The 13496-nt window shown below is 71.7% G+C and carries 14 protein-coding genes; 12 read left to right on the plus strand and 2 right to left on the minus strand.

Annotated features, from left to right (window positions below):
• Positions 1–14: 14 nt before the first annotated feature.
• Entirely contained in the window at positions 15–272 is a 258-nt protein-coding gene (locus CLT75_RS23685; RefSeq protein WP_135242526.1) for a hypothetical protein, read from the minus strand.
• Here CLT75_RS23685 and CLT75_RS23690 point away from each other — a divergent pair.
• From CLT75_RS23690 to CLT75_RS23745, 12 genes are all read left to right on the plus strand, one after another.
• Entirely contained in the window at positions 262–858 is a 597-nt protein-coding gene (locus CLT75_RS23690) for a flavin reductase family protein (protein ID WP_486485258.1), read from the plus strand. The two genes, CLT75_RS23685 and CLT75_RS23690, sit on opposite strands and share 11 nt — an antisense overlap.
• A gap of 239 nt (positions 859–1097) precedes the next feature.
• Positions 1098–1466 carry a DUF485 domain-containing protein gene (locus CLT75_RS23695; protein WP_013289297.1) on the plus strand — a complete coding sequence of 123 codons (369 nt, stop codon included), beginning with the start codon at positions 1098–1100 and terminating at the stop codon, positions 1464–1466.
• Positions 1444–3117, plus strand: a complete 1674-nt coding sequence (locus CLT75_RS23700; protein WP_135242528.1) for a solute symporter family protein — start codon at positions 1444–1446, stop codon at positions 3115–3117. The genes CLT75_RS23695 and CLT75_RS23700 overlap by 23 nt, the downstream gene beginning before the upstream one ends.
• A 67-nt stretch (positions 3118–3184) precedes the next feature.
• A complete protein-coding gene (locus CLT75_RS23705; protein ID WP_030499420.1) occupies positions 3185–4162 on the plus strand; it encodes an NAD-dependent epimerase/dehydratase family protein in 978 nt (325 codons plus the stop codon).
• Positions 4163–4236: 74 nt separating this feature from the next.
• Complete coding sequence (locus CLT75_RS23710) at positions 4237–5484, plus strand: LCP family protein (RefSeq protein ID WP_135242529.1); 1248 nt, start codon at positions 4237–4239, stop codon at positions 5482–5484.
• Positions 5485–5687: 203 nt separating this feature from the next.
• The gene (locus tag CLT75_RS23715) at positions 5688–6902 is read left to right on the plus strand and encodes an LCP family glycopolymer transferase (protein ID WP_135242530.1); all 1215 of its coding nucleotides are present in this window, start codon (positions 5688–5690) and stop codon (positions 6900–6902) included.
• A gap of 239 nt (positions 6903–7141) precedes the next feature.
• Positions 7142–8017, plus strand: a complete 876-nt coding sequence (locus CLT75_RS23720) for an LCP family protein (protein WP_135242531.1) — start codon at positions 7142–7144, stop codon at positions 8015–8017.
• A 28-nt stretch (positions 8018–8045) separates the two neighbouring features.
• Positions 8046–8381 carry a rhodanese-like domain-containing protein gene (locus tag CLT75_RS23725; RefSeq protein WP_013289303.1) on the plus strand — a complete coding sequence of 112 codons (336 nt, stop codon included), beginning with the start codon at positions 8046–8048 and terminating at the stop codon, positions 8379–8381.
• 15 nt (positions 8382–8396) lie between these two features.
• Positions 8397–9188, plus strand: coding sequence for a glycerophosphodiester phosphodiesterase family protein (locus tag CLT75_RS23730; protein WP_135242532.1), 792 nt, complete (start codon positions 8397–8399; stop codon positions 9186–9188).
• 76 nt (positions 9189–9264) lie between these two features.
• Entirely contained in the window at positions 9265–10719 is a 1455-nt protein-coding gene (locus CLT75_RS23735; protein WP_135242533.1) for an ATP-binding protein, read from the plus strand.
• A gap of 63 nt (positions 10720–10782) precedes the next feature.
• The gene (locus CLT75_RS23740; RefSeq protein WP_486485364.1) at positions 10783–11199 is read left to right on the plus strand and encodes an ATP-binding protein; all 417 of its coding nucleotides are present in this window, start codon (positions 10783–10785) and stop codon (positions 11197–11199) included.
• Positions 11200–11285: 86 nt separating this feature from the next.
• Entirely contained in the window at positions 11286–12170 is an 885-nt protein-coding gene (locus CLT75_RS23745) for a DUF5926 family protein (protein ID WP_135242535.1), read from the plus strand.
• Positions 12171–12180: 10 nt separating this feature from the next.
• Here CLT75_RS23745 and CLT75_RS23750 read toward each other — a convergent pair whose 3' ends face one another.
• Positions 12181–13395: an arginine deiminase gene (locus tag CLT75_RS23750; protein ID WP_135242536.1), complete on the minus strand. Its 1215-nt coding sequence runs from the start codon at positions 13393–13395 to the stop codon at positions 12181–12183.
• Between the last annotated feature and the right edge of the window lie 101 nt (positions 13396–13496).

A 13496-nucleotide genomic window follows, 5' to 3' on the forward strand; every position in this document is an offset into this window, starting at 1 on the left:
GTCGCGGGCCGCCGTCAGGCGGTGCGGCGCATCGCCGCGTAGACGTGGTGGCCGTCGCCGACGCTGGTCATGGTGACCAGCTCCCAGCCGTAGTTGGACAGGTGCTCGACCGCCTCCATCAGCGGCTGGTACGCCCTGCGGCCCCAGGTGTTGGTCGCCCTGACCAGCAGGTGCCGGTGCGGATAGGCACGCAGGTCGACCTGGCCGCCGAGGATGGCGTCGGCGGCGACGACCCGTTCCTGGGCGAGCTGCTGCGGGGGGATGAGATTCATGCCCGGCAGGGTAGGGCGTTCCGTCGAACCTCGCCCGGTGGCGGGCGGCACAATGTTTCACGTGAATCCAGAGCCGGGCGCGCAGATCCACTCCACCGATCCGTTCGCGGCGCCGGCCGCACAACGCTCGCCGGTACGCCGGCTGCGCGGACGGCTGGCCGCCCCGGTGACGCTCTGGACCGCGCCCGGCCCGGCCGGGTTGACCGTCTCCTCCACGCTGGTCGCCGAGGGCGAGCCGGACCGGCTGCTCGGCCTGGTCGACGCGGAGTCGGACCTGTGGGCGGCGATCGAGGAGGCGGGACGGTTCGCGGTGGCCCCGCTGGGCCCGCAGCACCGGCAGCTCGCCGACCGCTTCGCCGGCCTGTTCCCGTCGCCCGGCGGCCTGTTCGCGCTGGACGCCTGGACCGAGACGCCGTACGGGCCGGTGCCCGCGGACGCCGGCGGGTGGGCGGGCTGCCGCCTGGACACCGCCCGCGAGTACGGCTGGGGCCTGCTGGTCGAGGCCACTATCGAATCGGTCGACCTGCCCCGGGACACGCCCCCGTTGCTGCACTACCGGGGCCGCTACCACGACCTCCCCGGCTGACCTCTCCGCTCCGTCGATCATGAGGTTGGCCGCGTTCCGCGTCCGATTCGTCGCCGTCAACCTCATGATCGACCGGGTGGGGGTGACCGGTTAGCGGAGTGACGTGGGTCACTGGGCGCAGTGGGGGTGCCGTTCGGCGCAGCCGTCCGCCGCCGGGCGGCGGAGCCTTCCCGGGCCGGGAGCGCGCTCTCTACCGTGCGCGAAACTCCCCCACGCCTTGCGAAGGTGGTGATCCACAGATGTCCACGGACACACCCGCGTCCGCACCCGCCGAGTCGGCGGCGGAACGGTACCTCGCCGTCCAGCGGTCGGACGAGTTCGCCGGGTTGCGGCGCACGCTGCGCGGCTTCGTCTTCCCGATGACCGTCGCGTTCTTCCTGTGGTACGCGCTCTACGTCATCCTCTCCGCGTACGCGCGGGGATTCATGGGCACGAAGCTGATCGGCAACATCAACGTCGCCCTGGTCTTCGGCCTGCTCCAGTTCGTCTCCACGTTCCTCATCGCCTGGTTCTACTCGCGGTTCGCCAGCCGCCGGATCGACCCGGTCGCCGACCGGATCCGCGACGAGATGGGGGAGGTGACCCATGAACACGGTCCTCGCGGCTGAGGCGGGCAGCACCACCGCCCGCAACCTCACCATCACGCTGTTCCTGGTCTTCGTGGCGATCACGCTGGCGATCACCGTCTGGGCCAGCCGGCAGACAAAGACCGCCACCGACTTCTACGCCGGCGGCCGGTCCTTCTCCGGCTTCCAGAACGGCATGGCGATCGGCGGCGACTACATGTCGGCGGCGTCCTTCCTGGGCATCGCCGGCATCATCGCGCTCTACGGCTACGACGGCTTCCTCTACTCGATCGGCTTCCTGGTCGCCTGGCTGGTGGCGCTGCTGCTCGTGGCCGAGCTGCTGCGCAACTCCGGCCGGTACACGATGGCGGACGTCCTGGCGTTCCGGATGCGGCAGCGGCCGGTCCGGACCGCGGCGGCGGTCTCCACCATCACGGTGTCGATCTTCTACCTGCTGGCCCAGATGGTCGGCGCCGGCGCGCTCGTCGCCCTGCTTCTCGGCATCAAGCCGGGCACCACGTTCCTCGGCATGGACGCCGACACCGCCAAGGTCGCCACCATCATCATGGTCGGCGCCCTGATGATCATTTACGTGACTGTCGGCGGCATGAAGGGCACCACGTACGTCCAGATCGTCAAGGCGTTCCTGCTGATGGGCGGCGCGCTGGCGATGACGCTGCTGGTGCTCGCCAAGTACAAGTTCAACCTGTCCTCGCTGCTCGGCGACGCGGCCAGCGCCTCGGGCAAGGGAGCGGCGTTCCTCGAACCCGGGTTGCGCTACGGCGTGGAGACACCCGGGGACGCGCTGAAGACGTTCTACAGCAAGATGGACCTGCTCTCGCTGGGCATCGCGCTGGTCCTCGGCACGGCCGGCCTGCCGCACATCCTGATCCGCTTCTACACCGTGCCGACCGCGCGGGCGGCCCGTAAGAGCGTGCTCTGGGCGATCGGCATCATCGGCACGTTCTACCTGCTCACCCTGGCGCTGGGCTTCGGCGCGGCGGCGATCGTCGGCGGGTCGGAGATCACCGCGCAGGACAAGGCGGGCAACACGGCGGCGCCACAGCTCGCCGAGAAGCTGGGCGAACAGTTCCTCGGCGGGGACCTGGGCGGCGCGACACTGCTGGCGATCATCGCAGCGGTCGCGTTCGCCACGATCCTCGCGGTGGTCGCCGGGCTCACCCTGGCGTCGTCGTCCAGCCTGGCGCACGACTTCTACGCCAACGTGATGAAGAACGGGCAGGCGTCGGAACGGCAGGAGGTGACTGTCGCCCGGATCTCCGCGCTGGTGATCGGCGCGGTGTCGATCGTCCTGTCCATCTACGCGCAGAACCTGAACGTGGCGTTCCTGGTCGCGCTGGCGTTCGCGGTGGCCGCGTCGGGCAACCTGCCGGCCATCCTCTACAGCCTGTTCTGGAAGCGGTTCAACACCTCGGGCGCGGTCTGGGCCATCTACGGCGGCCTGCTCGCCGCCGTGGTGCTCGTCTTCTTCTCGCCGGTCGTCTCCGGCGCGCCGACGGCGATGTTCCCCGACCACGACTGGCAGTGGTTCCCGCTGTCGAACCCGGGCATCATCTCGATCCCGTTCGGCTTCCTGTGCGGCTGGCTCGGCACGATCCTGTCCAAGGAGAGCGACGAGGAGAAGTACGCGGAGCTGGAGGTGCGCTCGCTCACCGGAGCCGGCGCCCACTGAGTACCACTGTCGAGCGGGGCCCCTGCCTTACGCGGGGGCCCCGCCTCGCGTGTATAGGCTGACCGCCATGAAGGTCGCTCCCCGCTTCGGTACCGGACACCGCATCCTCGTCACCGGCGGCGCCGGTTTCGTCCCTTCCCACCTGGTCGACCGGCTCGTCGAGCGCGGCTGCACCGTCGTGGTGCTGGACAACTTCGTCACCGGGTCCAAGGACAACGTGGCTCACCTGCTGGACAAGCCGACCTTCACGCTCGTCGAGGCGGACATCTCCGACGGCCTGCCGCAGCACCCGGCGATGACCGAGCGGTTCGACGCGATCCTGCACATGGCGTCCCCGGCCAGCCCCACCGACTTCGAGAAGCTGCCGGTGGAGATCCTCCGGGTCGGCTCGGTGGCGACGCTGGCGCTGCTGGAGCGGGCCACCGACGACGGCGCGCGGTTCCTGATGGCCTCCACCTCCGAGGCGTACGGCGACCCGAAGGAGCACCCGCAGCGCGAGACGTACTGGGGCAACGTCAACCCGATCGGCATCCGGAGCGTCTACGACGAGGCGAAGCGCTTCTCCGAGGCGGCCACCATGGCCTACCACCGCAGCCGGGGCACCGACACCGCGATCGTGCGGATCTTCAACACGTACGGGCCGCGGATGCGCCCGGACGACGGCCGCGCCATCCCGACGTTCATCTCCCAGGCGCTGCGCGGCGAGCCGATCACCGTGCACGGCACCGGCAACCAGACCCGTTCGATCTGCTATGTCGACGACCTGGTGCGCGGCATCCTGCTGCTGCTCGACTCGACCCAGACCGGGCCGATCAACTGCGGCACCGAGCACGAGATGTCGATGCGGCAACTGGCCGAGACGATCGTGTCACTCACCGGAAGCACGTCCGAGGTGAGCTACATCACTCGTGCCTCCGACGACCCGGAGATGCGCCGCCCGGACCTGACCCTCGCCCGCGAACTGCTGGGATACGAGCCGAGCGTCACGCCCGAAGACGGCCTCCGACGCACGATCGAGTACTTCCGCGGGCGTCTCGGGTACTGAACCCGCCGGGGACGCGGCTGACATCGGCGCGCGTACGAGGGCGTCGGTGGCCCGGCCGACCTACCCTCGGTTACATGTCAGCGACCTCGTCTGCCGGCGCCCCGATCCCCCGACACCTCAGCCGGGGCGCGGGCCGCGCCTCGGTTCCCGGCTCCGACCGGGCCGCCACCGGGCGCGCCCGTCCCTCGGAAACCAGGTGGTACCCCGCACACGACGAGGCGCCCCGCTCCGGCGGTCCCGGCGGCCCGGCCGGGCCGACCGGGCCCGGTGGTCCGGGCGGTGGCGGTCCGGGCGGATCCGGGCGGCGTGGCCCCCGGCCGCGCTGGGGGCGCATCGGCCTGGTGGCGGGCGTCGCGGTGCTGGTGCTGGCGCTGCTCGGCGGCCTCGGCGCGTGGTTCTACGCCCGCAACCTGGACGACGACCTGGCGCGCACCGACCCGTTCGCCGGGATCACCGGCGGCCGGCCTGCCAAGCAGGTCGACGGCGCGTTCAACATCCTGCTCGTGGGCAGCGACTCGCGGGATCCGGACGCCCCTGTCGACGGTTCCGGCAAGTGGCGCGCGGACACCGTGATCGTCATGCACATCCCGGCCGACCACAAGAGCGCCTACCTGGTCTCGGTGCCGCGTGACCTGTACGTGCCGATCCCGGAGAGCGCCGGCGCGTCCTGCGACTCGGGCTCGCGCAACAAGATCAACGCGGCGTTCGCGTTCGGCGGCCTGCCGCTCGCGGTGAAGACCGTGGAGTGCTTCACCGACGTACGGATCGACCACGTCATGGCCATCGACTTCGGCGGTTTCAAGGAGGTCACCGACGCGCTGGGCGGGGTCGACCTCAAGGTGGAGCGGACCATCACCTCGATTCACAAGCCGTACCGGACGTTCACCAAGGGCGTGAACCACATGAACGGCGCCGAGGCGCTGGACTGGGTCCGGCAGCGCAAGCAGTTCCCGGACGGCGACTTCGCCCGGATGCGGCACCAGCAGGAGTTCCTGAAGGCGCTGATGGACAAGGCGGCCAGCACCGGGACGCTCACCAACCCGAAGAAGCTGAACGACTTCCTCAAGGCGGTCACCGCCGCCGTCACGGTCGACCAGGGATTCTCGTTGACCGACATGGCAGTGCAGTTCCGCAGCCTGCGGGGCGAGAACCTGACGTTCGTCACCAGCCCGCACCTGGGCGGCCAGACCATCGACGGCCAGTCGGTGGTGGTCTCCGACCGGGAGAAGGCGCTGGCGATGTACAAGGCCATCGCCGCGGACCGGATGGCCGAGTGGATGCAGGCCAACCAGAAGGGTTCGGGCGACAACGCGGGCGGCTGACGCCGGCACGACATGACCGGTAACGAGCGCTAGGGCCTCGCCACCACGGAGGCCAACCGCCGACCGGCTCCTTACCCCTGCCCGTTCGGCCACAACCCGAAGGTGTTGGCCGGTATTGACGGGAATTGCGGCCCTACGAGGTCGCGAATACGGGAACAGATACGTAAAGTGGTCCCGCCCCCGATCACCGAGCTGGAGCACGCATGTCGGTCCAGACCAGCCGTCGCCCGCAGTCACCGGCACCCGGATCATCCGGGCGGGTCCCTCCGGTCATCCCCACACAGCCCGGTTCCGGCGGTCGCGGTCCCGGCGGTGGCAAGAAGAAGCGCACCAAGCGCAAGGACCCGCTCTGGGCCAAGCTCACACTGGTGCTCGGCGCGGTGCTGATGGTGACCAGCGGCGTCGCGATCGTCGGCAGCAAGGCCGTCATCGGCCAGGCCACGAACAACATCGCCCAGCGCAACCTGCTCGGTGAGGCCGGCAAGAGCGAGGCCGAGGGCGGCAGCAGCCTCGAAGGCCCGATCGACATGCTGCTGCTCGGCGTGGACGCGCGGGCCCGCTGGGCCGCCGACGACGTCCGGTCGGACACGATCATCATCCTGCACATCCCGGCCAGCCACGACCAGGCGTACCTGATCTCGATCCCCCGGGACACCGAGGCGCGCATCCCGGCGTTCGAGAAGAGCGGCTACAAGGGCGGCACCGACAAGATCAACGCGGCCTTCTTCCACGGTGCCCAGAACGGTGGCGGCTGGGAGGGCGGCGCTCAGCTGATGGCCAAGACGATCAAGTCGATGACCGGCATCGGTTTCGACGGCGCCGCGATCATCAACTTCGGCGGCTTCAAGAGCGTGATCGACGCGCTCGGCTCGGTGCGGATCTGCGTCAGCCACGAGGTCAAGTCGCACCACATGTCGTACGTCGACGGCAAGCCGATGTGGAACGCCGACGCGAAGAAGACCGGCAAGCCGTACAAGGCAGTGGTGCACAAGAAGGGCTGCCGGGAGATGGAGGGCTGGGAGGCCCTCGACTACTCCCGCCAGCGCTACGGCCTGCCGAACAGCGACTACGACAGGCAGCAGAACCAGCAGCAGCTGATCAAGGCGATGGCCAAGAAGGCCACCGAGGGCGGCATGCTCACCAACCCGATCAAGCTGAACTCGCTGATGAAGGCGGCCGGCAAGGCGTTCGTGCTGGACACCGGCGGCGTGCCGATCGCCGACTTCATCTTCACGCTCAAGAACCTCAACGGGAACGACCTGGTCACGCTGCGGACCAACGGCGGCACCTTCGCCGGCAACGGCAACGGCCGGGAGACGTTCAACGAGGCGACGATGGACATGTTCCAGGCGGTCAAGAATGACAAGCTGGCCGACTTCGTGGTGAACAACCCGGACGTCCTCTCCACCCGTAAATGACTCGCTGACCTGCGCGAAAGCGATACCGGTCGGCCGATCCCCCCGTAGCCTGACGTGAGCGGGTCTCATGTCGCGGCTACGGGGGGATCGTCACGTCCAGGCCAGCACGGAACCGACGCGGGCGGGGTGGACCCGCCCGCTGGGCCCGGTTCCTGCTCGGCGCCGGGCTCGTCCTGGTCCTGCTCGCCACGCTCGGCGTCGCCGGGCTGCACTGGCTCACCTCGCGCTACGACCGCACCGTGGCCAAGGAGCAACTGCTCGACCCGGCCGCCCGCAAGAAGCGGACGGACCTGGACGGCGCGCTCAACTACCTGCTGATCGGCTCCGACCACCGGCCCGGCGCGAACCCGGAGGACCAGCGCTCCGACAGCATCCTGATCGTGCACGTACCGGCCGGGATGCGGCAGGCGTACCTGATCTCCGTACCGCGCGACCTGCTGGTGGCGCTCCCCCCGGCACCCGGCTTCCCCGGCGGCCAGGACAAGGTCAACGCCGCGTACGAGCACGGCGGCGGCGGTGAGGGCGGCGCGCGCCTGCTCAGCACCACCCTGAACCGGCTCACCGGGATCCGCTTCGACGGCGCGGCACTCGTCGACTTCTCCGGCTTCAAGGAGGTGATCGACCAGCTCGGCGGCATCCGGATGTGCGTGGACACGCCGGTGCGCTCGATCCACACCCGGTACCAGTTCGAGGCCGGCTGCCAGCAGATGGACGGCGCGCGGACGCTCGACTACGTGCGGCAGCGCTACGACCTGCCCGGTGGCGACTTCGACAGGCAGCGGCACCAGCAGCAGATGCTGCGGGCAGTGCTCGACCGGGCGGGCGAGACGCGGCTGCGCAGCGACCCGGTCAAGCTGGACCGCGTGCTGCGGGCGGCCGGCGGGGCGCTGACCGTGGACACCAACGGCGTACCCCTGGACGAGCTGTTGTTCGCGTTGCGCGGCCTGCCCGCGGACGCCCTGCGCGGGGTCCAGGTGCCCTCCTACCCGCAGACCATCGACGGCGTCTCGTACGTGGTGCTGGACGACGGCGGCGCCGGGCTGTTCGGCGCGCTGCGCGACACGCGCGTGCCGGAGTGGGCCGGCGCCAACCCGCGCTGGGTCAACCGGCTGTGAGCGCCGCGGGCGACTAGGCTTGGTTACCGTGTTCGGAGCCTCACTACCCAGCGTGCCCGCGTCGGCCGTGCCCGACGACGTCTACCTGCTCGACGTCCGCGAGGACGACGAGTGGGCCGCCGGCCACGCGCCGGCCGCCCACCACCTGCCGATGACCGAGCTGCCCGCCCGGATCGCCGAGATCCCGCAGGACCGCGACGTCGCGGTGATCTGCCGCTCCGGCGGCCGGTCCGCCCAGGTGGTCGGCTACCTCATGCGCAACGGCTGGGACCAGGTCCGCAACGTCGACGGCGGGATGGGCGACTGGGCCGCCGCGGGCCGTCCGGTGGTCACCGACGACGGGCAGCCGGGCCGGGTCGCCTGAGCCGGTGACACGGCCATGACCGCCCCCCTGGTCTTCGCCCATCGCGGCGCCTCGTACGACCTGCCGGAGCACACGCTCGCCGCCTACCTGCGCGCCCTGGACGAGGGCGCGGACGGGCTGGAGTGCGACGTCCGGCTGACCCGTGACGGGCACCTGGTCTGCGTGCACGACCGCCGACTGGACCGCACCAGCAACGGCCACGGGCTGGTCAGCGCGCGGACGCTCGCCGAGCTGGAGGCACTGGACTTCGGCTCCTGGCACCGGGCCGCGACGCTCGCCGAGGACGACGTGCCGCTCGACGAGTCGCACACCCGGCTGCTCACGCTGGAGCGGCTGCTCGACGCGGTGCTGACCGCCGGGCGGCCGGTCCGGCTGCTGATCGAGACCAAGCACCCGTCCCGCTACCGGGGCGAGGTCGAGCGCCGCCTGGTCGAGATGCTGCGCCGGTACGGGCTGGCCGAGCCCCGCCCGGACCATCCGGTCCAGGTGACGGTGATGTCGTTCTCGCCGCTCGCCGTACGCCGGGTCCGGGAACTCGCGCCGGCGCTGCCCACCGTGCTGCTGCTGGAGGTGCTGCCGCGCCTGCTGCCGCTGGGCCGGCTGCCGTTCGGTGCCCGGATCGCCGGCCCCGGCGTGGACCTGGTCCGGGCCCGTCCGCGCCTGGTCCCCTCGCTGCGCGCCGCCGGCAACTCGGTGTACGTCTGGACCGTCAACGAGCCGGAGGACCTGGAACTCGTGCTGGAAGCGGGCGTGGACGGGGTGATCACGGACCGGCCGGCCCACGCGCTGGCCCGGTTGGGCCGGTGAGTCCCGTCGATCGGTACCGGAGACGGTCGACCGGCCGGGGGTGTCCCGGACGCGGACGGCGCGGCACACTCGGGACATGCCGGAGCGAACCGACTACCCCGCCTTCATCGCCGGCCACACCGCAGTGATCAACATGATCAACTCGGGCGAGTCCGGCCTCGCCGTGCTCACCCGCCTGCTCCGCGAGGTCGAACCCGCGGTCGGCGCGGCCGGCCTGGTCTTCGTGGAGTTCACCCCGGCCGGCGGACGGGTCGTCGCCGCGACCGGCAGCGCCGAGTTCGTCCTCGGCCGCCCGCTGCCCGCCACCGACCCGGCCACCGTCTGCCTGCTCGCCGGCCCGCCGGTACGGGAGGTCCGGGTCGACGCGATCCCCGGTGCGCTCGCCGACGAGGTCGCCGGCCGGGGCCTCTGCCGGATGATCGTGGCGCGCGCCGAGATCGGCGGGCTCACCATCGGCAGCCTGCACGCGCTCTACCCGCTGGGCGAACCGCTGCAACCCTCGCAACGCGCCGTCATCGGCTACATCGCCGCCTGCATCGCCCACATGTACGGCGACCAGACCGGCCTGCCCGTACACGGGGACGGCCCGGTCGTGGCGGCGCTCGCCGACGGCCTCGCGGTGGTGGACCGGGACGGACGGGTCCGGCTCTGGAACCCGGCCGCGGTCGAGGTGACCGGCCGGCCGGCGGACGAGGCGCTGAGCCGGCCGCTGCCGTTCCCGCTGCCGCCGCCCGGTCAGGTGCTCGACCACCGGCTGCCGGACGGCCGCTGGCTGCGGATCACCTCCGGCGAACTGCCCGGCCCGAACGCGCTGCGCGTGGTCAGCTTCCGCGACACCACCGACCAGCAGCGGCGCGACCACGACCGGGACCTGTTCGTCGCGGTGACCAGCCACGAGCTGCGCACGCCGGTCACCGTCATCAAGGGGTACGCGGACACGCTCACCGACCACTGGGACTCGCTGAGCGACGGCGACCGCAGACAGGCCGCCCGGATCATCGGCCAGCGCGCCAACGAACTGGCCCGCCTGGTCGACCGGCTGCTGACCGCCGCCACCGAGAACCGTCCCGGTGGCGAACCGGCCGCGCCGTTCGACCTGGTCGACGCGTTGCGCGCGGCGGTGGGGGACCTGCCGGCGGACGTCCGGCACCGGGTCGTGCTCGACCTGCCCGCCGACCTGCCCAAGGCGCTCGGCGACCGGCACAGCCTCGCCACGGTGCTCACCGAACTGGGCACCAACGCCGGGAAGTACTCGCTGCCGGACACCCCGATCGAGATCACCGCCGAGGCGAACGAGCGGACCGTCTCGTTCCGGGTGGCCGACCGGGGCATCGGCATCCGGCCGGAACACGTGGAGCGGGCCTTCGACCGGTTCTGGCAGGGGGAGTCCGGCGACCGCCGCCGGTATCCCGGCGCGGGGCTCGGTCTCTATCTCGTCCGCCAGATCGTTGAACAGCAGAATGGATGGGTATCCCTCCGGCCCAGAGCTGGTGGCGGTACGGTCGCAGAGGTGCGGCTGCCCCGGGGTTGACCGGGCGCTCACGGGCGGGGAAGGAACGACGTGTCGACTGGTCCGGCCGAACGGTCGTGGTGCGTGGTGGTGCCCCACGACGCCACCGGCGCGCGCCTGGCCCGGCACCGGCTCGCCGACGAGCTGACCGGTGTCGTACCCCCGGTCCTGGTGGCCGACCTGGTCGCGGTCCTCGCCGAGCTGGTCGGCAACGCGGTCCGGCACGCCGACTCGCTGCCCGGCGGCGTGGTGCGGGTCGCCTGGCGGCTGCGCCCGACCGGGCAGGGGCCGAGCGTCGAGCTGCGGGTCACCGACGGCGGTTCCGGTGCCGGCCCGTGCATGCGTACCGCCTCGCCCGACGCGGCGGACGGTCGAGGGCTGCACATCGTCGCCGGGCTCGCCAGCGGCTGGGGGGTGGAGCGCGACGGCCTGGGCCAGAGCGTGTGGGCGCGGTTCGACCCGGTCCCGGCGCAGCGGACGGACCTCGTCGCCGCCGGCTGACCGACGCGGCGGGCGGGTCCGGCCCCCGCCACCGAGACCCGGCATCTAGGCTGTCTCGCCATGAGCGAGCGGAGCGGAGCGGGCGCATGAGCAAGCGTCGGAAGAACCAGCGGGCCGGCGAGGCCACCCCGAAGCGGGAGAAGGTGCGCGACGTCTTCGTGCCCCGGCCGTTCGAGGGCCTGGCGGACGAGCCGGAGTGGATCGCCCTGCGCGAGCTGGTCCCGGCCGCGTCCGCGCCGCTGCGGCTGACCCCGGAACTGATCGAGGAGTACGGCGACCGGCCGGTCACGCTGGCCACCGTGCTGCCGATGGCCGCACCGGCGATGACCAAGCCGGACGGGCGGGTCTTCATCGGCCTGCAGCGGCACCAGCAGTCCGGCGACGTCTCCCGTGACCTGGCGGACGCGCTGATCTCCGCGCTGCGCACCGAGCCGGGCGGCCAGGTGAGCGTGCCGCCGCTGCCCGGGCCGGGCCCCCGCCTCCAGGACATCCTGGTGGACGGCCCGCTGGAGATCACCATGCACGACGGGTTCGACTTCTGGCTGGACCCGGGCGCCGCCGACGACCCGAACGTGCAGGCGTCCCTGGAGCGGGCCAACTCGGCGATCTACCCGACCGTCAAGCTGGCCGCCGCGCCGGCCGCGTACTGGTGCCAGGTGCCGGAGAAGGCCCACGTGCGCCTGGTCCTGGCAGAGGACGAGGACACCGCGCTGGACGCGCTGTCCCGGCTCGCCGCGGCGGGCGCGCTGACGCTCGGCGACGACACGAAGTTCGCGGGCATGTTCCGGGCGCACGGGCGCCTCGCACCGGTCTGGGACCTGCCGGAGGACACCCCGGCCGCCGAGTGGGAGGCGCCGGTGGCGGAGTTCGCCAAGCGCTACGCCGAGGCGGTCGCGGAGCGGGAGCCGCTCGACGCCGCCGGCCGCCGGGCCCGCCAGGGCCTGCTCGGCCGCCAGCTGACGCTGCGCTGACGTCTCCGGGTCAGGCGGCCCCGTCCTTCTCCCGCACCAGCGGGCAGGACATGCAGCGCGGGCCGCCCCGCCCGGAGCCCAGCTCGGACCCGGCGATGGCGATCACCTCGATGCCGGCGCGTTCCAGTTGCGCGTTGGTCTCCACGTTGCGCTCGTAGCCGACGCACAGCCGGGGCGCGAGCGCGAGCGTGTTGTTGCCGTCGTCCCACTGCTCGCGTTCGGCGGTGACCGGGTCCAGGCCGGTGTCGATCACCCGGAGCTGGTCGACGTCCATCGCGTCGGCGGCGGCCCGCAGGAACGGCGCCGGCCCGTCGACCCGCAGGTCGTCGCCGTCCGCGCCGGCGATGACCGTGTACGCGGACAGCTCGTGCGCGACGTTCGGGTACATCAGCACGGCGTCCACGTCGACCATCGTGCAGATCGTGTCCAGGTGCATGGTGGCGCGTTCCTGCGCGATCGGCACCACCAGGATGGTGTGCGCCAGGCCGGCCGCGAACACCTGCCGGGCGAGCCGTTCCGCGCCGGCCGGGGTGGTGCGTTCGCCGACGCCGACGGCGAGCACCCCCGGCGCGAGCAGCAGCACGTCGCCGCCCTCCAGGTGCTCCATCCGGGGGTGGTAGACGAACTCGGTGCCGACGAAGCGCGGGTGGTAGCGGTAGATCGCGTCGGTGAGCGTGGTCTCCCGCCGCCGGGCCGGCATGGCCAGGCTCGTCACGCCGACCCGGTCGCCGATCCAGACCGACGAGTCGCGGGTGAACAGCAGGTTGGGCAGCGGATCGATGACGAAGTCGTGCCGGTCCATGAGCGTCCAGACCAGACCGCCGGGGCGGTCGGCGCCGAGCCGCAGTTCCTCGTGGGCGAGCCCGGCGGTGAGCACGTCGGCCAGTCCGGCCGGATCGAGGTACGCCAGGTGGTCGGCGACGCGGCGCCGCAGGGTGTGGCCGAGCCGGCGGGACCGCAGCACCTGCTCGGTCAGTTCGGCCCGGGCGTCGGGCACGGCGAGCGTCTCGGCCAGCAGGTCGGCCAGATAGAGCACCTCGACCCCACGGGACCGCAACGCCGCCGCGAATGCGTCGTGCTCCTCCTGTGCGCGTCCCACCCATGGGATAGCGTCGAACAGAAGGCTGTCGTTGTTGCGTGGGGTGAGGCGGGCCAGTTCCGGTCCCGGGCGGTGCAGCAGCACCGTCCCGAGCCGGGCGACTTCGCTGTCCACATAGTGGGTCACCCCCGCAGCCTAGGGCAGGCTTGCGCACCATCCGGAAAAGAAGTGTGAATGAATATGGCATTCATCCGCACTCACTCCGGCGGTCCAACTTGCCGAGCCCC

The organism is Micromonospora sp. CNZ285, from assembly GCF_004637285.1.

Excerpts from the sequence above, each read along its gene's own strand:
- CLT75_RS23690 (WP_486485258.1), top strand. The coding sequence starts at position 262 with ATGAGATTCATGCCCGGCAGGGTAGGGCGTTCCGTCGAACCTCGCCCG.
- CLT75_RS23685 (WP_135242526.1), bottom strand. The coding sequence starts at position 272 with ATGAATCTCATCCCCCCGCAGCAGCTCGCCCAGGAACGGGTCGTCGCC.
- CLT75_RS23695 (WP_013289297.1), top strand. The coding sequence starts at position 1,098 with ATGTCCACGGACACACCCGCGTCCGCACCCGCCGAGTCGGCGGCGGAA.
- CLT75_RS23700 (WP_135242528.1), top strand. The coding sequence starts at position 1,444 with ATGAACACGGTCCTCGCGGCTGAGGCGGGCAGCACCACCGCCCGCAAC.
- CLT75_RS23705 (WP_030499420.1), top strand. The coding sequence starts at position 3,185 with ATGAAGGTCGCTCCCCGCTTCGGTACCGGACACCGCATCCTCGTCACC.
- CLT75_RS23710 (WP_135242529.1), top strand. The coding sequence starts at position 4,237 with ATGTCAGCGACCTCGTCTGCCGGCGCCCCGATCCCCCGACACCTCAGC.
- CLT75_RS23715 (WP_135242530.1), top strand. The coding sequence starts at position 5,688 with ATGTCGGTCCAGACCAGCCGTCGCCCGCAGTCACCGGCACCCGGATCA.
- CLT75_RS23730 (WP_135242532.1), top strand. The coding sequence starts at position 8,397 with ATGACCGCCCCCCTGGTCTTCGCCCATCGCGGCGCCTCGTACGACCTG.
- CLT75_RS23735 (WP_135242533.1), top strand. The coding sequence starts at position 9,265 with ATGCCGGAGCGAACCGACTACCCCGCCTTCATCGCCGGCCACACCGCA.
- CLT75_RS23745 (WP_135242535.1), top strand. The coding sequence starts at position 11,286 with ATGAGCAAGCGTCGGAAGAACCAGCGGGCCGGCGAGGCCACCCCGAAG.